The 22,148-nt window shown below is 40.0% G+C and carries 20 protein-coding genes and 1 tRNA gene; 11 read left to right on the forward strand and 10 right to left on the reverse strand.

The genetic code is table 11. The annotated features are described in order from the left end of the window. The first annotated feature begins 44 nt into the window (after positions 1–44). Positions 45–1,487, forward strand: a complete 1,443-nt coding sequence (locus tag WBW42_RS10275) for an amino acid permease (RefSeq protein WP_032057182.1) — start codon at positions 45–47, stop codon at positions 1,485–1,487. 65 nt (positions 1,488–1,552) lie between these two features. Here WBW42_RS10275 and pdxR read toward each other — a convergent pair whose 3' ends face one another. Next, the gene (gene pdxR / locus WBW42_RS10280; RefSeq protein ID WP_017399625.1) at positions 1,553–3,052 is read right to left on the reverse strand and encodes a MocR-like pyridoxine biosynthesis transcription factor PdxR; all 1,500 of its coding nucleotides are present in this window, start codon (positions 3,050–3,052) and stop codon (positions 1,553–1,555) included. Positions 3,053–3,208: 156 nt separating this feature from the next. Between pdxR and gabT the strand changes: the two genes are divergently transcribed. Continuing rightward, complete coding sequence (gene gabT / locus WBW42_RS10285; protein WP_032057184.1) at positions 3,209–4,501, forward strand: 4-aminobutyrate--2-oxoglutarate transaminase; 1,293 nt, start codon at positions 3,209–3,211, stop codon at positions 4,499–4,501. Continuing rightward, complete coding sequence (locus WBW42_RS10290; RefSeq protein ID WP_032057185.1) at positions 4,498–5,946, forward strand: NAD-dependent succinate-semialdehyde dehydrogenase; 1,449 nt, start codon at positions 4,498–4,500, stop codon at positions 5,944–5,946. The genes gabT and WBW42_RS10290 overlap by 4 nt, the downstream gene beginning before the upstream one ends. Before the next feature lie 101 nt (positions 5,947–6,047). Here the strand turns inward: WBW42_RS10290 and WBW42_RS10295 are convergent, their stop codons facing one another. Then, positions 6,048–7,037, reverse strand: a complete 990-nt coding sequence (locus WBW42_RS10295) for a LysR substrate-binding domain-containing protein (RefSeq protein WP_032057186.1) — start codon at positions 7,035–7,037, stop codon at positions 6,048–6,050. Between the two features lie 6 nt (positions 7,038–7,043). Beyond that, on the reverse strand, positions 7,044–7,670 hold the full coding sequence (gene ycaC, locus WBW42_RS10300; protein WP_002052204.1) for an isochorismate family cysteine hydrolase YcaC: 627 nt from the start codon (positions 7,668–7,670) through the stop codon (positions 7,044–7,046). Positions 7,671–7,947: 277 nt separating this feature from the next. Between ycaC and WBW42_RS10305 the strand changes: the two genes are divergently transcribed. The 4 genes from WBW42_RS10305 to WBW42_RS10320 all read left to right on the forward strand — a co-directional run bounded on the left by WBW42_RS10305 (position 7,948) and on the right by WBW42_RS10320 (position 11,822). After that, positions 7,948–8,820, forward strand: a complete 873-nt coding sequence (locus WBW42_RS10305) for a pirin family protein (protein WP_005078590.1) — start codon at positions 7,948–7,950, stop codon at positions 8,818–8,820. Positions 8,821–9,260: 440 nt separating this feature from the next. After that, positions 9,261–10,559: an FAD-dependent oxidoreductase gene (locus WBW42_RS10310; RefSeq protein ID WP_044423929.1), complete on the forward strand. Its 1,299-nt coding sequence runs from the start codon at positions 9,261–9,263 to the stop codon at positions 10,557–10,559. Positions 10,560–10,563: 4 nt separating this feature from the next. Further along, positions 10,564–11,391 (forward strand): SAM-dependent methyltransferase, encoded by an 828-nt coding sequence (locus tag WBW42_RS10315; RefSeq protein WP_032057187.1) that lies wholly within the window; start codon positions 10,564–10,566, stop codon positions 11,389–11,391. 8 nt (positions 11,392–11,399) lie between these two features. Next, a complete protein-coding gene (locus tag WBW42_RS10320) occupies positions 11,400–11,822 on the forward strand; it encodes a GFA family protein (RefSeq protein ID WP_002117390.1) in 423 nt (140 codons plus the stop codon). A 640-nt stretch (positions 11,823–12,462) separates the two neighbouring features. Here the strand turns inward: WBW42_RS10320 and WBW42_RS10325 are convergent. Continuing rightward, positions 12,463–12,538: transfer RNA gene (locus tag WBW42_RS10325), tRNA-Thr, on the reverse strand. A gap of 124 nt (positions 12,539–12,662) precedes the next feature. Then, the gene (sxtP, locus tag WBW42_RS10330; protein ID WP_032057188.1) at positions 12,663–13,907 is read right to left on the reverse strand and encodes a multidrug efflux MFS transporter SxtP; all 1,245 of its coding nucleotides are present in this window, start codon (positions 13,905–13,907) and stop codon (positions 12,663–12,665) included. Between the two features lie 137 nt (positions 13,908–14,044). On the opposite strand from sxtP, the gene sxtR reads away from it, so the two are divergent. Beyond that, the gene (sxtR, locus tag WBW42_RS10335) at positions 14,045–14,965 is read left to right on the forward strand and encodes a multidrug efflux pump transcriptional activator SxtR (RefSeq protein WP_032057189.1); all 921 of its coding nucleotides are present in this window, start codon (positions 14,045–14,047) and stop codon (positions 14,963–14,965) included. Here sxtR and WBW42_RS10340 read toward each other — a convergent pair. After that, positions 14,962–15,849, reverse strand: coding sequence for a DMT family transporter (locus WBW42_RS10340; RefSeq protein WP_044424957.1), 888 nt, complete (start codon positions 15,847–15,849; stop codon positions 14,962–14,964). The genes sxtR and WBW42_RS10340 overlap by 4 nt on opposite strands. Positions 15,850–16,076: 227 nt before the next feature. Here WBW42_RS10340 and WBW42_RS10345 point away from each other — a divergent pair, with 227 nt between their 5' ends. After that, entirely contained in the window at positions 16,077–16,820 is a 744-nt protein-coding gene (locus WBW42_RS10345) for a hypothetical protein (RefSeq protein WP_032057192.1), read from the forward strand. A 24-nt stretch (positions 16,821–16,844) separates the two neighbouring features. After that, positions 16,845–17,237 (forward strand): hypothetical protein, encoded by a 393-nt coding sequence (locus tag WBW42_RS10350; RefSeq protein WP_032057193.1) that lies wholly within the window; start codon positions 16,845–16,847, stop codon positions 17,235–17,237. Between the two features lie 45 nt (positions 17,238–17,282). Here WBW42_RS10350 and WBW42_RS10355 read toward each other — a convergent pair whose 3' ends face one another. The 3 genes from WBW42_RS10355 to WBW42_RS10365 form a co-directional block, all read right to left on the reverse strand. Then, complete coding sequence (locus WBW42_RS10355) at positions 17,283–18,284, reverse strand: aldo/keto reductase (RefSeq protein ID WP_006580866.1); 1,002 nt, start codon at positions 18,282–18,284, stop codon at positions 17,283–17,285. Positions 18,285–18,395: 111 nt separating this feature from the next. Then, complete coding sequence (locus tag WBW42_RS10360; protein ID WP_000447715.1) at positions 18,396–19,298, reverse strand: helix-turn-helix domain-containing protein; 903 nt, start codon at positions 19,296–19,298, stop codon at positions 18,396–18,398. 123 nt (positions 19,299–19,421) lie between these two features. Next, positions 19,422–20,225, reverse strand: coding sequence for a GNAT family N-acetyltransferase (locus WBW42_RS10365; protein WP_032057195.1), 804 nt, complete (start codon positions 20,223–20,225; stop codon positions 19,422–19,424). A 703-nt stretch (positions 20,226–20,928) separates the two neighbouring features. Between WBW42_RS10365 and WBW42_RS10370 the strand changes: the two genes are divergently transcribed. After that, positions 20,929–21,477, forward strand: coding sequence for a TetR/AcrR family transcriptional regulator (locus tag WBW42_RS10370; RefSeq protein WP_032057196.1), 549 nt, complete (start codon positions 20,929–20,931; stop codon positions 21,475–21,477). 71 nt (positions 21,478–21,548) lie between these two features. Here the strand turns inward: WBW42_RS10370 and WBW42_RS10375 are convergent, their stop codons facing one another. Continuing rightward, positions 21,549–21,995: a hypothetical protein gene (locus WBW42_RS10375; RefSeq protein WP_284105685.1), complete on the reverse strand. Its 447-nt coding sequence runs from the start codon at positions 21,993–21,995 to the stop codon at positions 21,549–21,551. Between the last annotated feature and the right edge of the window lie 153 nt (positions 21,996–22,148).

Raw genomic sequence — 22,148 nt, forward strand, 5'->3', positions numbered from 1 at the left:
TTTCCGAGACTAGCCGATATCCTCCATATATTAAGGAAAATGATATGGCAGCTCATCAAAATGGTTCTGAAGCCAATCACTCCCAAAGTTTAAAACATGGACTCAAATCACGCCACCTCACCATGATCTCGATTGCAGGGGTTATTGGTGGTTCTCTATTCGTCGGCTCAGGCAGTATTATTTACAATACCGGACCTGTAGTTTTCTTAACTTACGCTTTAGGTGGTCTACTCGTTTGGTTCATCATGCGTATGCTAGGCGAGATGGCCGTTTTAAACCCTGATAGTGGCTCTTTTTCAACTTATGCTGACCGTGCGATTGGCCGTTGGGCAGGTTTCTCAATTGGCTGGTTGTACTGGTGTACTCTGGCCATGCTCATGGGGTGGGAAGCCTATGTGGCAGGAAAAATTCTAAACAATTGGTTCCCGTTTATACCGATCTGGGTCTATATGGTCGTGGTGATTGGTGCACTGGTTGTTGTTAATTTACAAAACGTGAAAAACTATGGTGAATTTGAGTTTTGGTTCGCCCTCATCAAAGTCATCGCGATTGTTATTTTCCTTGTGATTGGTAGTTTAGCTATCATGCATTTGTGGCCTTGGGGTAATCCGGCTGCTTCTGGTATTAGTAATTTAACCGCTCAAGGCTTTATGCCAAATGGCGGCTCATCCGTTATTACAGCCTTGCTTGGAGTCATGTTTGCCTACATTGGTGCTGAAATTGTTACGGTAGCGGCAGCAGAGTCAGCAAATCCATCTAAAGAAATTCGTAAGGCTTCGAACTCGGTGGTTTGGCGAATTATTTTATTCTACGTTGGTTCAATGTTCGTTGCGGTATGTCTTATTCCTCACAACAATGAACTTTTGAAAGATTCAACTTGGGGAACCTATAGCGTAACTCTGTCTGCACTTGGTATTCCTGGCGCGCGCCATATCGTAAACTTTGTGGTTCTAACCTCAGTATGTAGTTGCTTTAACTCAGCTCTTTATACGTGTTCACGTATGTTGTTCTCTTTAGCTAAACGTGGTGATGCACCGAAAAGTTTTGGCTCTGTAAACAGTAAAAGTAGTCCTTGGGTAGGCGTGATTGTGTCATGCTTCTTCTCTGTGATTGCCGTAGTTTTAACTGCAACCGAGAGTATGAATGTTTATGATTTTTTCATGTTAACAACAGGTGCAGCAACACTGTATGTTTACCTGACTATTGCTTATTCTCAGCTTCGTATGCGTAAAAAGTTAGAGGCTGAAGGCGTGAAAATTGACTTTAAAATGTGGATGTTCCCTTATCTAACTTATGTGGTGATCTTTGCAATTATTGGTGCAATTCTTACCATGTTGATTGAAGGCACCTATTTTAAAGAAGTGATTTACACCACAGCGCTGTTCGGCATTATTGTGTTCTTCGGTTTGTTGTCTGAAAAGCTAGGTTGGGGTAAAGATCGTAGAGCGACCCATTTAACTCATAGTCATGAAGAAAAGTTAGTTTAAATTTTTAAATAAAAAAGAGCCTTACAAACAGGCTCTTTTTTATTTGTTTTAATAACAGAGGGAAGTTAATTTAGCGTAGGTACGCCTGCTTCACGTAAGCATTGGAGCAAGACGCCAAAAGCCATCACCATATCTTTTTCATTTACACAAGCAAAGCCCATCAGTAAACCACGCTCTGCATGTGCATGCGACTGCATGTAGTATTGAGATAAGGGACGAACTTTGACACCACGTTCAAGCGCTGTGGCTGCAATCGCGACATCATCGCAAGAGTTTGGCAGTTTTAAAACCAGATGTAATCCTGCTGCTTCGTCATATTCATGAATAAATTCGGGGCCAAGATAACGTTGAATTAAGCTCACCAAGTAGTCGCGGCGCTTGCCATAAAGTAGGCGCATACGGCGAATATGCGCTTCATAATGGCCTTCACGAATAAATTCAGCTAGGGCTTTTTGCTCAAGCAAGTGCCCACCACGATAAAGCTCGGCTGCCACAATGCGTAATGGTGAAAATAAAGGCTTAGGCACCACTAGATAGCCAATTCTTAAGGATGGATAAATGGTTTTACTAAACGTGCCCATGTACAGCACAGGGGCATCATTTTCTAGGCCTTGTAAAGACGGGTAAGGCTGGCCCGAGAAACGGAACTCACTGTCATAATCATCTTCGACAATCCAGCTATTATGCTGACGTGCAATCTCAATCAGTTTACGTCGGCGATTTAGGCTTAAATGAGAGCCAAGCGGATATTGGTGTGAAGGCGTGACAAAAATGAGTTTAGGTGGCTTGGCCGGGTTCTCCTCAGGAATAATGCCTTCAGCATCGACAGGCATCGGCTGAATATCGAGACCATTTATACGTAACGTATTACGCATTCCCCAATAAGCAGGATCTTCAATCCAAATTTTATCTCCCATATCACTGAGCGCACGTGAGACTAAGTCGATCGCTTGGTGAATGCCTTCGGTAATAATAATCTGGTCTGCATCGCACTGGACTGAACGTGCAACACGTAAGTAATCTGCCAAAGCACTTCGAAGCTCGATACAGCCACCAGCATTGCTGTAAATCAGGCGGTTAATGTCCGGTTCGCGGCTTAGGCGTGCTTGAATACGACTAAAAATATGATGCGGGAACTCAGTCACATCGGGTGCTCCCGGCACAAAAGCTCCCCATTGGTGTGGCGACGCTGCTGCATAGCCTAATAAGTTAGAACCACGCTGCGATAGGGCATAAGAGCTTTGAACTTTAGGGCTAGAAACTACTTTTTTCTTATTTTGTGTATTTAAAAAACTCTCTGGTAATTTTTCGGCAACCCATGTGCCATGGCCTGTACGAGCCTCTAAATAACCTTCCGCTTGTAGCTGTTCATAGGCAGTGAGCACTGTATTTCTCGAAACATGAATTTCACTGGCTAAATCGCGTGATGCAGGTAGACGAGTCTTGGGCTGGATGACTCCATCAATAATGGCACCACGCAGGCAACGGAAAAGGCGTTGATGTAGTTTCCCTTCAGTGTCCTGTTGGAGTCGTTGCAGCAAATGATCTCCAAGTAAACTACGCAATTGGCTCTCTCCTACAGTTAAAAAGTGGCTCTCGTCAGTTGGCATCAGACGAGCGAAATTACATGCATAGGCAGTCGTTGTAAAGCACCCTGAAAATTAAGCACAGGATGCAAGAAACCAAAGCTGCAACTGATGATGAAAATATGAGGGAATCAAATGGATAATCAACATTCTGCACTTAACGCACGTAAACAGCAAGCAACTCCACGTGGCGTAGGCGTAATGTGTCAGTGGTATGCGGAAAAAGCTGAAAATGCCACGCTTTGGGACAAGGAAGGCAACCAATTTATCGACTTTGCTGGTGGTATCGCGGTTTTAAATACAGGCCATCGCCACCCTAAAGTGATTGCAGCAGTAACTGAGCAACTTACTAAATTTACTCACACTGCCTATCAAGTAACACCTTATGAAAGCTATGTGGCTTTGGCTGAACGTATTAATGAGCGTGCGCCAATTGCTGGTCCTGCGAAGTCAGCGTTTTTCACTACAGGTGCAGAAGCAGTTGAAAATGCGGTGAAGATTGCTCGCTCTTATACAGGTCGTCACGGCATTATCACTTTTGGTAACGGTTTCCACGGTCGTTCATTCATGACGATGGCAATGACAGGTAAAACTGCGCCTTACAAACGTGATTTCGGTGTGATGCCAGCGGGTGTGTTCCATGCACGTTACCCAGTGCCTGCTAAAGGTATTTCAGTAGACGCGGCAATTGAAAGCGTTGAAGATATTTTCAGTGAAGATATTGCACCGCATGATGTTGCAGCAATTGTGCTTGAGCCAGTACAAGGTGAGGGCGGTTTCAATGTTGTGCCAGCTGAGTTCTTAAAACGTTTACGCTCAATTTGCGACAAGCACGGCATTTTATTGGTTGCTGACGAAGTGCAATCAGGTTTTGCCCGTACTGGTAAATTGTTTGCAATGAACTATTACGAGACTAAAGCAGACTTAATTACGATGGCGAAAAGCTTGGGCGGCGGTTTCCCAATTTCAGGTGTTGTGGGCCGTGCAGAAGTGATGGATGCACCAAACCCAGGTGGACTAGGTGGTACATACGCAGGTAGCCCGATTGCAGTTGCTGCTGCACACGCAGTGATTGATGCGATTGAAGAAGAAAACTTGTGTGACCGTGCAAATGAACTAGGTGCTGAATTAGTTGTTACCCTTAAAGATATTCAACAAGCAACAGGTGACGTCGTAACTGATATTCGTGCATTGGGTTCAATGGTTGCGGTAGAGCTTGAAACAGCTGAGCAAGCAAAAGTTGTACAAAACTATGCAATGGAAAACGGGTTGTTACTTCTTACTTGTGGTAAATACGGTAATGTAATTCGTTTCTTATATCCATTAACCATTCCTGCTGAACAATTCCGTCAAGGCCTTGATATCTTGAAACAAGGTTTTGCGACACTCAAAGCAGGTAGTGCAAAAGCAATGGAGCAATCTGCATGATTCAAAATGATTTGCAGTATTTATTAAAACATCCTGATATTTCATTAGAAGCACCTGCATCAAATGACTATATCGAAGTTAATGATGCTGCTACAGGTGAAACTTTGGCATGGGTAAAAACCTATGACCGTGCAGGAGTTGAAGCCGCAATTAACCGTTCAGCAAAAGCGCAAACTGCTTGGAAAAAGCAAACTGCCTTGGCGCGTGCTGATGTGTTATTGGCATGGTACAACCTCATGCTTGAGCACAAAGAAAATCTGGCTCAAATCTTAACTGCTGAGCAAGGTAAGCCATTGGCAGAAGCACGTGGTGAAATTGGTTATGCAGCATCATTCATTCGCTGGTTTGCGGAGCAAGCTCGCCGTATTGATGGTGAAGTTTTAACACCAACCTTGCCAAACCAACGTTTGCTCGTGATTAAACAGGCGATTGGCGTTACAGCTGCAATTACGCCGTGGAACTTCCCAGCTGCCATGATTACGCGTAAAGCAGGCCCCGCCATTGCTGCGGGTTGTTCAATGTTGGTTAAACCAGCAGAACAAACGCCGTTAACCGCTTATGCGCTTGAAGTATTGGCATTACAAGCAGGCTTACCAGCTGATGTTTTAATTAACATTAGTGGTGATGCGGTTGAAGTTGGTAAAACCCTATGCGAAAGCGATATTGTTCGTAAGTTAAGCTTCACAGGTTCAACTCAAGTTGGCCGTATCTTGATGCAACAATGTGCGCCAACCATTAAAAAGCTTTCGCTTGAACTCGGTGGTAATGCACCAGTTGTGGTATTTGACGACGCCAATCTTGAACAAGCTGTTCAGGGCATTATGGCAAGTAAATATCGTAACAGCGGTCAAACCTGTGTATGTGCGAACCGTATTTATGTTCAAGACGGTATTTATGATGCATTGGCAGAGCGTTTGGTTGAAGCTGTGTCTAAGCTTAAAGTTGGCGATGGCCGTCAAGAAGGTTCAACTCAAGGGCCTTTAATTGATGAAGATGCGATTGCAAAAGTTCAGTCTCATATTGCAGATGCAACTGAGAAAGGCGCGACAATTCGTATTGGTGGTCAACGCTCGGTACTTGGCGGTACATTCTTCGAACCGACTGTGTTAACTGGCGTAACGCAAGACATGAAAGTGTCTAAAGAAGAAACTTTTGGTCCGCTTGCACCACTATTCCGCTTTAAAACTGAAGATGAAGCAGTAGCGATGGCGAACGATACCGAGTTTGGTTTAGCTGCTTATTTGTTTACTCAAAGCACAGCTCGTCAATGGCGAGTGGGTGAAGCACTTGAGTACGGTATGGTCGGCATTAACACAGGCGCAATTTCAAATGAAGTTGCTCCGTTTGGTGGCGTAAAACAGTCAGGTCTAGGTCGTGAAGGTTCAAAATTCGGCATCGAAGAATATGTCGAAATGAAATACCTCTGCGTAGACTTATCTGAGTAAGGAACAAAGCCAGTTCGTTTTGTTCTGAACGAAAACATGCAGTTATGCTGTATGTGATGTTTCACAAAAACCGGTCATGCCCATTCATGACCGGTTTTTATTTAAGTTGGCAGATATCCTTCATGGCTTTCGGGTAAACGCCTAAGTTCATCAATCAGCGTTTCAATGAGTTTTTCAACCACAAGACGTTGGCCTTTTCTCGAAACATAAACCAATTGCAGCGTACCAATATTTGACTTCCAGTCAGGAAGAATATGAATAAGCGTGCCTTTACGAATTTCCGATTCAACAGTTAAAAAGGGAAGGTCGGCAATGCCTAAACCGTCCATCACAGCATAGTAGACACCTGCCAAGTCATTACTTTTGATTCGTGGTTGATAAGGCACATCAACCGATTCGCCGTTACGAATATTGCATAAATGCCAAATAGGGTTTTGTTTTTGAGTACCTAAGCTAATACTTGGAAAGTCCTGTAATTCTGAATAATGCTCAATAATACGGCCTTGCAGTAATTCAGGCGAAGCCACTAGACAGTGATCGGTTTTAATCACATCACGAACAATTAAATTTGAATCTTCATTTGGTTCAAAATTGGTCCGAATCGCGAGATCGATATCATCATGCAAAATATCTACCCGACGGCTGGTCAACTCAAGAGCAATCTCAACTTTTGGATAGGTTTTTAAAAACTGATTTAAAATTTTTCTAATTTGAAAATGCATCATTAAAGGTGGGCAGCTTACTTTTACTAACCCTTGAGGTTCACTTTTTTGCTTTAACAAAACGTTTTCTGCACATTCAACTTGAGCAATGACTTTGCAGCATTCTTCATAGAACTCTTGGCCTAGATCGGTCACTTTAAAATGGCGGGTTGTTCTTTGAATCAGGCTGACATTAAATTTATTTTCAAGGTCAATAATGCGTCGGCTGAGCTTAGATTTACTAATATTTTCGGCTTCACTAGCCGCACTAAAACCGCCGTGTTTTACGACCAAATAAAAATAATAAAAATCATCAAAAGAGCTTATCAATGTCCGATCAATCCATTTAAATTTAAGATTAGAGCGCTTAAGGCACTCTAATCTTGGCAATAGAACTTATTTTTGTGAGGTATTAAAGCTATAGCTGGTCATCAGGTTGCGATAATCAGGAATATGATTTGAGAAGAGTGCACCTAGACCTTCCACATCATTACGCCAGTCGCGGTGTAACTCACACGCCATACCAAACCAAGTCATCAGCTGAGCACCTGCTTTTGACATACGGTCCCAAGCAGCATCACGCGTTAATTCGTTGAAAGTACCAGAAGCATCTGTAATCACAAACACTTCAAAACCTTCTGCGAGTGCAGATAAAGCTGGGAATGCCACACAAACCTCAGTCACTACCCCTGCAATAATCAGTTGTTTTTTACCTGTCGCTTTGACAGCTTTTACGAAGTCTTCATTGTCCCAAGCGTTAATTTGACCAGGACGTGGAATAAAAGGTGCATCTGGGAAAAGTTCTTTTAATTCTGGAACTAAAGGACCATTTGGACCGTTTTCAAAACTAGTGGTAAGAATAGTTGGTAAATTAAAATATTTAGCAGCATCAGCAAGTGCTAATACATTGTTTTTAAATTTATCTGGGTCGATATCTCGAACTAAAGAAAGTAAACCTGCTTGATGGTCAACTAAAAGAACCGCAGCATTATCCTTGTCTAAACGCACGTAATCTTGAGCCATTTTTTATGTCCTCGTGTTATCAAAATAAATAATCAAAAATTATTGAGTAGGTCGTTATTGCCTAAAATTATGCTAGTTGAGTTTTATGTCGTGATTAAGTCTAAAAAATAGGATTAAGAATTTTAAAAATAGGACGATCTTAAAAAGAGCACATTAAATTCTATGATTGTCTCATAGATGAAATAATGTGTTGCTAATCCTGATCTATAAACTGCAATTATTGAGGCGTAAAATCAATACCAGTTCAAGAAAATCCTACATATATAGGAGAGATCAGATGAAGAAATTTCTTGGTGCATATCAAAATAACCACATGCATTGGGTGGGTGATGGTTTCCCTGTATATAACCTATTCTCTTATGACCGTTTAGGCCAAACCCTAAGCCCATTTTTGCTACTCGATTATGCAGCGCCTTATACATTCTCGCCAACAACTGAACAGCAAGGTGTAGGTTCACATCCTCACCGTGGCTTTGAGACAGTGACCATCGCCTACCAAGGTGAAGTAACTCATAAAGATTCAAGCGGCGGCGGCGGAACCATTAAAACTGGTGATGTGCAATGGATGACTGCGGGTGCAGGCGTGTTGCATGAAGAGTTCCATTCTCCTGAATTTGCAGAGCATGGTGGTCTGTTTGAAATGGTACAATTGTGGGTAAATTTACCTGCTCATTCAAAAATGACGCCTGGAAAATACCAAGCGATTGAAGCTAAAGATATTCCAGACATTGCACTAGACGAACAAGGTAGTCATTTGCGCGTAATTGCAGGTGAATATGCAGATGCAAAAGGTGCTGCAACTACATTTAGTCCATTAAATGTATGGGACGGTAAATTGGTTAAAGGCCAAAAACATACCCTCTATGTACCTGAAGGTCACACCACGCTTGTTGTAATATTAGATGGCGCGGTTGTGGTTAATGATGCAAATCGTCTGGAAGGTAAAACCGTTGCGATTTTATCTCGTGAGGGTGTTGAGTTTAGTTTAAATGCAGAAGAAGACACTAAATTCTTAGTGTTGACTGGACAACCACTCAATGAACCAATCGAAGGTTATGGTCCATTCGTCATGAATACCAAAGCTGAGATTATGGAAGCGATTAATGATTTTAATCGTGGAAAATTCGGTTCAATCATGCAAGAAGCATAAATTGCCGAATTGCATTTGAATAACCTCTAAAAACAAAGTAATAAAAAGCCCGCTATCAAGTGTGAATAGCGGGCTTTTTCGCTGTAAAGATTCTGTTTTTATGATGGTTTTCATTGTTGTTGCGGCATTGTTTTATGTGATTTGCTTCTCATTATTATGACTTAATAATATATTAAAAAAAGATTCTTGTAAAACAAATGATATAAAAATAGTTAAATTATCTTATTTTATTTAAAAGATTTTTTTTAAATTTTCAAAAAATATAAGGTTTTATCGGCTTCTCTGATTTTGTAAAAAAATATAAAAACTTGATCTGCTTAGCAGCTAAATATTTTCTATATAAATTGATGCAAAAAATAAAAATCTGGTAGTTTTTAATACGGTGTTTTTTTGGGGTATGAGTGATAATCAAAAAAATTCTCGAAAAATGGGACATCATTTTGAATATCGCAATTATTGGCAGTGGAATGGCAGGGCTTGCGGCAGCAAGAATTCTGAAAGATGCAGGGCATACGATCACGATATTTGAAGCACTTCCTGGCCGGGGAATGGATAGCCATAGCATTGAGTTCGATGGTGGAATTATTGATGCACCGCTACGTGTGATGAATCCTCACTTATGGAAAAATACACTCAGCCTTGCTGCTCATTTAGGCATTAAAACTTTCCCAGTTCGTACTTATATGTCATGTAGCTGGTTATTCGAAGATCGTACGGAAACATGGTTAACGACATCTCGTAGCCGTATTGGTAATTTCCCGATTATTAATAACCGTAAAGGCATTCAGCAATATGGCTGGCGTCTTGTGAAAGGGATGTTGCAATTAAAAACTGCGATTCACCAGTTTTTCAAATCTAAAAATCAAGATATTACCCTCGCTGAATTTATTAATCAGAACGATATTGAGGAAGTATTCTGGCATGGTGTGGTCATGCCGGTACTTTATACAATTTGTACGTGTAATCCAAAAACAATTGGCGATTGGCCTGCAAAAAACTTACTTGAGTTTTTACGTCACTTAACTGATGGCGACATGTTGTTGCGCATGAAAGGTGGCACACCAGCATTTGTAGATAGCTTGATTAAAGGCATCGATATCCATAGCGGATCGGCAATTAAGAAAGTTGAGCAACAAGGCGAAAAAGTACTGGTTGAAAACAGCCAAGGTGAACAGAACTTATTTGATCGAGTAATTGTTGCAACGCCAACGTCTAAAATTGATGAGTTTTTAAACCCTGAACAGTTTGCAGAAGATATGAACTTGCTTAAGCAATTCCGCTTTGAACAAGGTGATCTTGTGATTCATACCGATGCGACCGTTATGCCACCACGCCGTAAGGACTGGTCAGTGCTGAGCTACATGATGGACCGTAAGTTTACGCGTCAGCAATTTACAGTTTGGATGAATGCGGTTGAACCAACACTCGTAGGTAAAAATCCTGTATTCCAGACTTGGCGTCCAGTGGTTGATATCGACCCTAAAAAAGTTATTTCAAAAGTGACTTTAACGCGTGCGGTTGTAGACTCACAAACAGTTGCTTTAAACAAAGAATTGCAACAACGTCATTTAGACCCAAACCGTAAAGTATTCTACTGTGGTTCATGGTCGTGCGATGGCTTGCCAATTTTAGAGTCAGCAGTTACTTCTGCCATGCATATTGCTGAAATTTTAGGTGCACCTTTACCATTTGTAGGCTTAAAACCTAAGGTGGAAGTTGCCCCAGAACTCGGCTACTAAAATTGTGAAAACAAAAGTTCGAGCAGCTCTCTCTCGATTTATTCCTCATAAATATGCAATTGATGCATCAAGTTTAGGGGATGATCAAGAGCTTGCTTGGACAAATTTGGGTTTTTGGAAAAACACTCAAAACTACCGTGAAGCTTGTTGCCAATTGGCTGACCATTTGGCACAAGCTGTCAATTTAAATTCAAAAGATTATCTCTTAGATTTAGGATGCGGACAGGGTGCAAGTTTGTTGCACTGGTTACAGCATTATCAGCCTAAAAGCCTCAGTGCAGTTGACTTACAAGCCCAATGTGTTCATAAAATTCAAAAACTTATTCCCGAAATAAGCCAGATTTTTTGTGGTTCATTTTTAAATTTAAAACAATTTGAATTTAAACAATGCTTCGATGTGGTGATGTGTATTGATGCCGCTTATCACAGCAATTTAAATTCATTTCTAGATTCCATCGCTCCAGTTTTAAATTCAAAAGGACGATTAGGTTTTCACTATCTAATGCGTGCCGATTCATGTCAAAACATGACCGCTCTACAAGAACAAAAGCATCGTTATTTACTCAAAGCAGCAAATGTCGCTTGGGATGCTGTGCCAAATGAAAAAATGCTGAGAACTACCTTGGAACAACAAGGTTTTGTCGATATTCAAATTGAAGATTTATCTGAGCAAGTGTTACTCGGTTTTTCGCAATATATTCAAAATCAACAAGGACAAAAGCAAAGCCGAGGATTGGCAAATTTTAAAATTCAAATGACTGCAAAGTTATGCCAACAACTCTACCAAAATGGATATGTACGTTATATTCAAATCACAGCAATAAAAAAATAGGATGAGCTATGTCAGCCAAATATCAAGGATCGTGTTTATGTGGAGCTGTGAGCTACCAAAGTGAAGCAGAACCACGTTATAGCTTTAATTGCCACTGTCGGGATTGCCAAAAGGCCACAGGTTCAGCATATGCACCAATCGCTTTTTTTCACCAGTCTGAATTGAAAGTAAGTGGTGAGCTTAAATATTTTGAGACTTTGGGATCTTCTGGCCGACCTATTAAACGAGCGTTTTGCCCGACGTGTGGTTCTCAGCTTTTTGGCTTACCTGAAATTGCGCCTGAAATGATTTCAATACGTGCAGGTACGCTTGATGACCCGAGTCTCTATCAGCCTAGAGCAGAGGTGTTTGTGAGCCAAGCCTATGCATGGGATACACTGAACCCCAACCTTAAACACTTTGAAAAAATGATAGAGAAGAGCAAGAAATAAGGCTTAATTAAAGAAGCCAAATATTGCCAAAGTACAGATTAAAGTAAAGCTGACAATGGCGAAAAATAATATGGTTTTTCTAAATTTTAGCTGAGGCATTTTACTTACAATGAAAATAAGGCATGTAAGTATGGTCACTAAAGGTTGAAAAAGATTTGATGGAAAAGTAAACATCTCGTTCATTGTTGTTTTTAAATTTATTCTAGAAATAAAGTAATAAACTCATTATATCGTTTTCTTATTTAATTGACGAACAGAATTTGTTTATAAATTCATATTTTTATTTCAATGATAGTAAATCAAGTTTTAAATTTAAAAGAACCATGTACGCTTTTTCGTACATATATTCGGGAAATTGACCTCTTTTTATGACGTGATAAATTGCCTATGATGAACTCATCAGGAACAGGAAGTTCCGAAACGTAAAACAACAATAATAAGTTTAAGCATCAGGACGTGAGGTATTACAAGAAGTGTACCTAGTAACGAAATACGAAAAAAGCCCAACAGGATGTTGGGCTTTTTTCATTTCTTATTAACGAATTTCTTTGCCACCTAAGACAATAGAGTCACAAGGTAGATTGTAAAATCTACAGACAACAAAAAACCCCATAAATCAAATATTCATGAGGTTTAATGATGGTGCCGGCACACGGATTCGAACTGTGGACCTACTGATTACAAGTCAGTTGCTCTACCAACTGAGCTATGCCGGCAACGTGGAGTGAATTTTACAGTTTCTTAAAAAAATTACAAGCCAAAAAATGAGCATTTAAATTTTTTCATATCATTTTTAAATTCTCATTGGGTTTAGCCTGAAAAATTTAGGGTTTCAACACATTAATGCGCTTTCGCATGTTTTGTATAAATGACTAAAAATATTCCAATTAAAGACAAGACCACGGTTAAACCTACAATGGCACTCCAGCCACCGTGTAACCAGAACCAACCGCCCGCTGAGCCGACAATACTTGAACCCATATAGTAAAAAAGTAAGTAGAGCGAACTAGCATGTGCTTTAGCTTGTTTGCTTTCAGCGCCTACAGAACTACTGGTAAGTGAGTGTGTAATAAAGAAACCTGTGGTAATAAATGCAATACCAATAATAATGCCGAAAAGCGAGCTGAGTAGGGTCATGAGGCTCCCTACAATCATTAAGGCAAAACCACCCATCATCATGGTTTTTTTACCAAAGCGATCCGCTAAGCTACCTGCCAACGATGAAGACACCATGCCAAAGCTATACGACAAGAAAATAAGGCTAATTTGTGTCTGACTGAGTGAATAAGGTGCTCCACTTAAACGGAAAGTGGCATAGTTAAACAAAGTCACAAAAACACTAGTCAGCAAGAAACCAATCGCAAATAGGCGTAATAATTTTGTATTGCTTAAATGAGCACGCCACATTTGCATGTGAAAATCTAAATTTAGCCCTTTTTTCTGCACAAAATTACGCGAAGCAGGAAGTAGCTTTAAAAAGGCAATCGAGCAAATAAAACAGATTGCCCCAAGTAAGCCTAGGGCTGTGCGCCACGAAAAATATTCAACCAAAATACCCATGCCGACACGGCCCATCATGCCACCAAAAGCCGTACCTGCAATATATAAACCCATGGTTTTACCCAAGTGCTCAGGTGCAATTTCTTCGGCAATCCAAGCCATCGTCACTGCGGGAACACCACCGAGCAGCAAACCTTCTAAAGCGCGTGCCATCAGCAAACTGTGCCAGTTCGGGGTAAACATTGAGACAATATTTAAAATTGCTGCACACAGCATTGATGTAAAAATTACACCACGACGGCCAAGGGCTTGTGAAAAAGCACTCGATAGCACAATTGAAATCGCTAAAAAGGCAGTCGTTAATGACAGTGCTAAAGAGCTACTTGCAGGGCTAATCTGGAAGCTTTGGCTAAATGCAGGTAAGAGTGGCTGTACACAATAAATCAGAGAGAAACTAGCAAAACCTACGAGGAATAAAGCAAATCCTGCGTGTTTATAGGCTTTAGTTCCTTTGTGAATCCACTCACAGGAAAGAACAGACGTTGCCTCAGTGTTTAAGGTACTGGGTGTAGATGAAGAGTTCATATCATGACCATGACAGAAAAAGAGCAGTGCCTAAAGGCATGCTGCATCGAGAAAGTTCGATAAATTAAAATTAGCAATTTGAGAGGTATTTTTCTAATATATTTAACAATTGGTCATGATATGTTTTATATATAGCGATGGAACTAAGACATATACGCTACTTTTTAGCGGTAGCAGAAGAAAAAAACTTTACCAAAGCTGCGCAACGCTTAAACATGAGCCAGCCGCCTTTAAGCATGCAAATACGAGACTTAGAAGAAGAGCTAGGTGCAGATTTATTTATTCGATCACCTCATGGGGTGGAACTGACCGAAGCAGGGCTTGCCTTTTTAAATGCAATTCAGCCAGTACAACAGCGTGTAGAAGATGCAGCAAGCTTAGTTAAACAAGTGGCAAATGGCGAAGTGGGTCAACTACGATTAGGTTTTACTGGCACTTCAATGCTGAACCCTCTCATTCCTAAATGTGTTCGCTATTTCCAGCAGCAATACCCGAAAGTGAATTTAAAACTTGAAGAAGCCAACACCTTACTACTCATCGATTTATTGCTTGAAGACCGCTTAGATGTCGCGATTATTCGCTCACCACGCAACATTCCAGATAGTCTCATTCTTCAAGAATTATTAGCAGAACCACTCATTGCGGCTTTACCTTCTGAGTCTTTTCAACTCGACGATGCATCACCAGAAATTGATTTAACGGCACTCCGAGAGCTTGATTTTATTGTCTCGCCACCATCCATTAGTGCAGGGCTTTTTGATGCGATTAAACAAGCCTGTCATGAGCGTGGTTTTGAACCAAAAATTGGACAAAATGCTCCGCAAATTGTGTCAATTTTATCGTTGGTGTCTGCAAATTTAGGAGTGTCTTTGGTTCCTGAATCGACCAAACAATTGCAAATACAAGGCGTGGCTTATCGCTCTTTGAAAGCGCCTGTCCCTACGGTGGGTTTAGGGCTTGCTTATAAGAAACATGCCCCTTCGCAAATGGCAATTAATTTTGCCAGTGTGGTGCAAGTGGCTTGTCACCACGCCAACGAAATAAATGAAATCAGCTAGTTTGATTTCGGCGCTCTGTTCATTAAAAAAATGCCTGAAATAATAAAAATCGCGCCATATAAAAACGATAAAGTTGGCTGTTCGTGAATGAAAACCCAAGCCATAAGTGCTGCAAAAATCGGTTCAGAAAGCTCGGTCACCTGCACCTTGGCCGCACTCATATAAGACAATGCTTTAGTGGTACAGAAAAAGCCGAGTATGGTCGGCAGCACAGCTAAACCAATCAAACCTAAAACAATATCACTATTAAAATTAATGCTGTGAAAATTAATTAAAAACGGAACCGCAAGATAAACGCTACCAAACAGCAATAAATATTTAGTCAGAAACAGCCCGCCGTTTAATTTGAACTTTTTAACTAAAACTGAAAATAAGCCATAACCTGTACCGGCAATAGAAGCGTTGATCAGCATTAAAAGGCTATTTTCACCTTTCCAAGAAATGATACTAATCCCCGCAACTGCTAATAGTGTTCCAATAAGCGAATGAATGTAGATGCTTTCTTTTAAAATGAACCGACCAAAAAATAGGGCAGAGATGGCAGCCGAAGCCATGAGTACCACCACGACATTGGCCGCAGCACCGTGGTTATAGGCAATCGTCTCGAAAAAGAATAAAGAGAAAATCCCTAAAAAAGCACAGATGGCAATTTGAGTAAAAACGCTGAGTTTACTTGGCGTGCTGCTAATGTATGCAATCTTTTGGCTAACAGGGACTTTAAATAAAAAAGCACTTAAAAAGAAAAAGGCGATAATGGTTTTTAAAAAGGCAATGTCTTGTGGGTTTAAACCACTGTGCATGAGTAATTTACTAATTACACCAATAGAGGCATTGAGTGCAGCTGCACAAAGCGCAAATAGGCTTCCAATAATTAGATTATTCACTCTTATAATTCTTCCTAAGTTTTACGCATGCAGTCTACAATATTTTTTGGATGAATATTCAACAAAAATAACCAATTAACGCTTAATATTTTCAATGATTTATTTTGAATTGATTTAATAAATTTTACTCAAGACTAAAGCATTCTATAGACTTTTGTTTCAAATAATTGTGATTTAGAGCGCCAGCTCATATTATATAATTAGTTAATTATTAAAGAATTTTAAAAATGATTAAATCAATTATTACAGGCTGCGCGGTTCTTACACTTTCAGCTTTGGCGGTCACGCATGCAGAGTTTTCTTATGAACAAGAGCTACAACAAAGCTGTAATAAAGTGAAGCAATACGCGAGCTTAGGTAAGAAATTCTATGACCAAAAACAATATAAAAAGGCGCTCGAAAATTTCCAAAACCAAGCCTCTTGGACTGCTTTTTGTAAAGCTAATGCAGATGAAACCACAGTTAAATTTACTGACCGTGATATTGAAGTTGCCAACAATAATGTGGGCTTAGCCTATGCTAAATTAGGTCAGCCACTTTGGGCGAGAGCATGGTTTATGCTCGATGAAAAATCAAAATCTAGTCAATTTAACCTTAAGCAGTTGCGAGCCCCTAAAGCGTCCAATGACCTATCAGGTGAATATGTGCGTTACTCGGGTTTTGGTGAATGGGATCACATTACGGTAAGTCGCAAACAGGGCCAATATGCGATTGGCTATTCGGGTGTTTATATGGGCCTCAGAAGCTTAATTTATGGCCCAAACATGGGGCAGTTCGATACTAAAATGCCGACCAATGCCAAGCAAATTCTTTATAAAGACGAAGACTGCCGCATTCAACTCAATTTTAAAACCAATGCAAAATTAGGCAATTACATTCAAGTTAAACAAAACGAGGGCAACTCGGGCTGTGGCTTTGGACATAACGTTTATGCGGATGGCACTTATTTAAAAGTTGAGTCTGGAAAATAAGATTAAACATATAGGAACACAATAATGAAAAATATATTTGCGCCTCTACTTCTTCTTTCAACGGTTATTTTTTCTGCTCAAATTTATGCAGAGCCAATTAGCACATGCAAAGAAGTGAAATTCCAAAAAGCTGACGAGGCTTGGAGTGGGCACTATTATTTAAATGGTGTGATGGAAGTGGGTTCAGAACTTTTACTTCAACCAGACGGCAAGTTTAAATGGATGCTTGCTGTGGGTGCTTTAGACCAATATGCCGAAGGTACATGGTGGAAAAATGGAGACTGTATTGGTTTAAAACCAGACTCTAAATTTAAAAAGGATTTAAGTATTTTCCCTGAAAGTCTAACGATTTCTGACAAGTCCTTAGACGCAATTTGGGAAGGTGGGCGCCAGCAAGGCACTTATAACAAAGACTAAACTAAAAAGTCCGACACTGAGTCGGACTTTTTTATGGCTTATATTTTAGTGATTCACCGCTGCGAGTTGCTGAGCGTTATAGCGTGCGCCCATATTTGGATATCTCGCAATAATCGCTTCAATTTCTGCCAAATCTGCCGCTGTTAAATGAAGATCTACAGCACCCGCATTTTCCACAAGTCGTTCGATTTTACGCGTACCTGGAATTGGAATAATGTCGTCACCTTGCGCCAAAATCCAAGCCAAAGCCAGTTGAGCAGCTGTCGCATTTTTGCTTTGGGCAAATTCGCTAAATGCTTGTGCTAAGCTTTGGTTATTTTTCCAGTTATCGCCTTGATAGCGTGGTAATTGGCGACGGAAATCGTTTTCGTCTAGGCTACCCACATCAAGCGTATTGGTGATTAAACCACGCGATAGCGGTGAATATGGCACAAGGCTAATGCCTAACTCGCGAATGGTTTGCAAATGGGTTTGCTCAAACTCACGGGTAAGTAGTGAATATTCATGTTGAACCGCTGCAATCGGATGAATCGCATGTGCTTTACGAATGGTTTCAGCCGACGCTTCACTGAGTCCTAGGTAACGAACTTTACCTTGTTTGACCAAGTCAGCCATTGCGCCAATGGTGTCTTCAACTGGAACATTTGGGTCTATGCGGTGCGCATAATACAAATCAATCACGTCTGTATTTAAGCGTCTTAAACTGTTTTCGACCGCAACTTTAATCCACTCTGGAGAACCGTCGATATAAGACTCTAAAGAGTTTTGTGGGTTAAGGTTATCTTCTTTATAACGAAAGCCAAATTTGGTCGCTAGGAACACTTTGTCGCGATGTTTTTCTAAAACTTTTGAGAGTAAAACTTCGTTTGCGCCGTTGCCGTACATGTCGGCGGTGTCCCAAAAGTTAATGCCGAGGTCTAAGGCCTTTTCTAGAGTTGCAATGCTTTGTGTGTCGTCTGAGGCACCATAGGCAAAGCTCATTCCCATGCAACCTAAACCAAGTGCTGATACTTTTTCGCCTGTTTGTCCTAAAGTTCTATATTTCATTTTTCACACTCTTTTTGCAAAATCACTTGAGTAGAAAAACTATAAAATGCTTTGGCTCAAACTGACGTATAACATTCAAACCAATAATTATAAAATTCAAACAATCTTTTTTTAGGCCACACAGTCTTCGCGGAATTTTTTAGGTGAAAATCCGGTATTTTTCTTAAAGAAGTTGGTGAAATACGCTGAATATTCAAAACCTAAGCTATAGGCAATTTCGGAAATATTCCAACTGGTGTGTTGCAATAGTGCTTTCGCTTCTTGCGTAATGCGCGAGCTAATATGTTCAGAGGTGGTTTTGCCTGTGGCTTCTTTTACAGCTCGGTTTAAATGGTTCACATGCACAGACAGGCCATAGGCATAATCATTTGCCGTTTTGAGTTTAAGCTGAAAATGAGGCGAGTCGATGGGGAACTGACGTTCTAATAATTCAAAGAATAAGTGGCAAATCCGAACCGCAGCATTACTATGTTTTTCAAACTGTTGGGTCGGTTGCATTTTCATGGCTTCATGCACAATCAGGTGCAAATAGTTTCTTAAAACGTTGTATTTATGAATATAGTCTGAATTTATTTCATTCATCATCTTTTTGAAAATAAATGAAATTTCTTCAACCTGTTGGTCGTTTAAAAAATATAGCGGGTCGCCGTCGACTTTAAACAGTGGTGAGTCTTTTAAAAAGCTTTGTCGCGACTCTTGGTTTACAAACTCTTCGGTAAATAGACAAAACCAGCCTGCCTGTTCAGGCGAATTAATTTCCCATGCATAGGGAACCATTGGGTTTGAAAACAGTAAAGCAGGGCGGTCGACTCGTATCCAGCGGTTGGCGTAGTGAAGTTCACCTGTGCCTAAAACCAGTGAAATTTTATAATAATCACGGCGGCTATAAGGTGTGAGGAACGAGCAGGCATCGCGTTGGAACACGTTAAAATGACCAAACGAAGTGGATGGAACCGAGTAATCGCTATCTCTGGTTAAAGAAAAGCGGCGATAAAAATCATGTATGGTTTCCATGTTTTTGCCTGCGTGCCTTATTAATTTATTTAAAGTTATAAAATTCAAACTTTATTTACTGTAGCTTTTATTTATAGAGTGTTCAATCTGTTCATTTAAGCAGTTTTGAAAATGAATGATTTTTTATAAATACTCTGGGTAAGCAATGTAAGAAGACTCTACACATTCGAAGCCCATTTGCCGATAAAGACTAACCGCTGGGATGTTATCAACGTCAACAATTAAGTGGGCAATCCGACCAGTTGCAACAATCCGATTAACTGCAAATTTTAAGATGCGTTCGGCAAAACCTTTTCGGCGATAAGTAGGGAAAGTATATGTGCCGCCAATAGAAACCAGACGATCGGTTTCTATGCCTAAACGCACAATAGAAACGATTTGTTGATCTGCTTCAAGCACAATAATTTTTTGTTGTTGAATTAGAGATGCCCAGTCAGGTGTTTCATTTACGGATCGCTCTTTATTGTATTGATGTTGATATTCATCAAGACGGGCAATGTCCGAGAGTTCAGCCAAGCGGCCTTGAGCTTCAGAAAATTGGCCTGAGCAAACCATGATCCATTGATCATATTCTCGTAAAATGCGCCCTTTTTGTTTTATCTCGACATGTAATAAGTCTCGCCCGATGGCGGTGGTTACAATCCGACGCGGCTGAAGCTCTAAAATTGATGTACAGAGTAATGCCCCAGATGAAGAGGCCTCTGACGGAACCCAAAAACAGGTGCCCCCAGCAACGATGACCGCGACTCCTAAAAGCTCCTCGGCGTTTTGTGAGTTATACAACCGCAAGAGTTGCCACTCTGCATTGGTAGCTTGTGTTTGAGCGAGAAAGGCCATCGCCCCAATAGAATAATTGGACCGTTCATCAAGCCATTGAAAGATAAATTGGTATTCTTCTGAACTGGTGGGAGGTCCCTTTATTATCATTATTAATTACTCATTTAAATGATGAACTCAATCATAATTCACTATCCTATATTTTTATTATCATGACATCGTTAAATTTAAATTGAAGGTCTTTTTAGCTTAAATATCTAATTGAATAAACAACAATAATTATTTAACCAATTTCTATTCAACCTTACATTGACACTCCAAAACACGCGGATTATCCTTTGCCTGCTGGCCACATTGCCAGTGGGTTTTAGCAGACCCTGTTTTAAAACAAAGCCGATATGCAAAACTTAGTTTTGTATGTCGTGAACTCGTTCGCCCCCTTTTTCTCTACGGTAGGGCGGAAGGGGGACACCTTCGGGTGTGCTGGTTTCTTTGTTTTCCAGTCTGCTAACCCTCTTTCGTCCTGCCACCATCATTTAGCAGTGATTGGTAGGATTTCTTTTTAAAAAACAAGGAGTCCGCCGCTATGCGTACTATTTCATCTCTCTCATTGGCAACCTTCGCCAAAATCTTTGACTCTATACCCAACTGGTCTTTAAAACGGTTTAACCGACTCTAGGTTTTAAGCCATAGGTCATTACGACTAAAAAATCATAGCAACAATAAAACCTGAGATAGGCGAGCACACCTTTTTGTGCGGCTTTTGCATGCCTGTTTTTAGCGCTCAATTTAAGAGTGACGGCATTTCTATCTCTGTTATTTACAACAAGAAATTATTTTAAACGGTATAAAAATGCCAAATTTAGAAGCATCATTTAGAGCATTAGGCGTGCTCCACGCGGTAAAAGATTTATTTACTCAACATGGGTTTTACATTGGGATCGATCGAATTGTTAGCGAGGCCAAAATTCCCAAAGCTACTTTTTATAACTACTTTCACTCCAAAGAAAGGCTCATTCAGATGAGCTTAACTTTTCAAATAGATGCATTAAAACATGAGGTATTTTCAATTATTCACTCCTATCGTGAACTCATGACATTCGATAAACTCAAGAAAATTTACCTTTTACATGCGAACTTAGATAGCTTTTATCGGTTGCCATTTAAAGCCATTTTTGAAATTGAAAAGATCTATCCAGCAGCTTATAAACTCGTTATTGACTATCGAAACTGGTTCATTAAAGAAATTCATAAACTGCTTTTAACTATAAAAGCGACTGCTAAAGTTGAAGATGCACACATGTTTTTGTTTGTGATTGATGGCGCGATGGTTCAGCTTTTAGGAGCGAATAGTACTGATGAAAGGGAATATTTGATCGATTATTTTCTAAGTCGGGTTTGATGGGGGAAAGGCCCGACGGGAGTTGGGCCTACTTTTAGTAAAAGATTCATCTGAAAATTGAAACTAAATGATTATTGAATGGAAAATTTATCCATTGTTCTACACGGACGTACAATAAAATCAGTCATCCCTTTCTTTTCCAAGATTTCTTGACGAGTATATGGATATATTTTCACTTTAAAGTTTAAATTGTTAGATTTTTGAGGACATAAAACATAAATTTTATTAGGTTGTGTATTAAATGGGGGTAATTTTAAAGTTACACTTTCTGTTTTATACATATCCATACCTATATACTCTTTAATAAAAAATAGAAAAATAGAAACGTTTTGCTCTCCTGGTAATACCTGAAGCATATATTTGCTACCCGCAAAGGGTACTTTGTCAGCTACTTTTATATTGTTTATTTCAGTAATCTCGGTTTGTCCTACTCTTTTATATGTCTGTGCTGTTTCCATCCAATCTATATAAATTAGTGAAAAATCAGATTCATTCTTATTTTCATTTCCTGAATACATTTTAGTTGGCCTAAATTGAGGTTTAAAACCACACCCACAAAGAGAGGTGGATCAGGAAATTTGAACAACACTTATAAGTGATATTTTGCTCCCCAAATGATGTTATAAACATCAATATATGGAGTATTTTATGGCACGTAGACCAAGAAGAAA

It is taken from the genome of Acinetobacter sp. LT1 (genome assembly GCF_059800965.1).

Coding starts and splice junctions, on each gene's coding strand:
- WBW42_RS10305 (WP_005078590.1), top strand. CDS start 7,948: ATGAAGAAATTTCTTGGTGCATATCAAAATAACCACATGCATTGGGTG.
- WBW42_RS10370 (WP_032057196.1), top strand. CDS start 20,929: ATGCCAAATTTAGAAGCATCATTTAGAGCATTAGGCGTGCTCCACGCG.
- WBW42_RS10290 (WP_032057185.1), top strand. CDS start 4,498: ATGATTCAAAATGATTTGCAGTATTTATTAAAACATCCTGATATTTCA.
- WBW42_RS10355 (WP_006580866.1), bottom strand. CDS start 18,284: ATGAAATATAGAACTTTAGGACAAACAGGCGAAAAAGTATCAGCACTT.
- WBW42_RS10365 (WP_032057195.1), bottom strand. CDS start 20,225: ATGATAATAAAGGGACCTCCCACCAGTTCAGAAGAATACCAATTTATC.
- WBW42_RS10350 (WP_032057193.1), top strand. CDS start 16,845: ATGAAAAATATATTTGCGCCTCTACTTCTTCTTTCAACGGTTATTTTT.
- sxtP (WP_032057188.1), bottom strand. CDS start 13,907: ATGAACTCTTCATCTACACCCAGTACCTTAAACACTGAGGCAACGTCT.
- gabT (WP_032057184.1), top strand. CDS start 3,209: ATGGATAATCAACATTCTGCACTTAACGCACGTAAACAGCAAGCAACT.
- WBW42_RS10275 (WP_032057182.1), top strand. CDS start 45: ATGGCAGCTCATCAAAATGGTTCTGAAGCCAATCACTCCCAAAGTTTA.
- WBW42_RS10360 (WP_000447715.1), bottom strand. CDS start 19,298: ATGGAAACCATACATGATTTTTATCGCCGCTTTTCTTTAACCAGAGAT.
- ycaC (WP_002052204.1), bottom strand. CDS start 7,670: ATGGCTCAAGATTACGTGCGTTTAGACAAGGATAATGCTGCGGTTCTT.
- WBW42_RS10375 (WP_284105685.1), bottom strand. CDS start 21,995: ATGTATTCAGGAAATGAAAATAAGAATGAATCTGATTTTTCACTAATT.
- sxtR (WP_032057189.1), top strand. CDS start 14,045: ATGGAACTAAGACATATACGCTACTTTTTAGCGGTAGCAGAAGAAAAA.
- WBW42_RS10320 (WP_002117390.1), top strand. CDS start 11,400: ATGTCAGCCAAATATCAAGGATCGTGTTTATGTGGAGCTGTGAGCTAC.
- WBW42_RS10345 (WP_032057192.1), top strand. CDS start 16,077: ATGATTAAATCAATTATTACAGGCTGCGCGGTTCTTACACTTTCAGCT.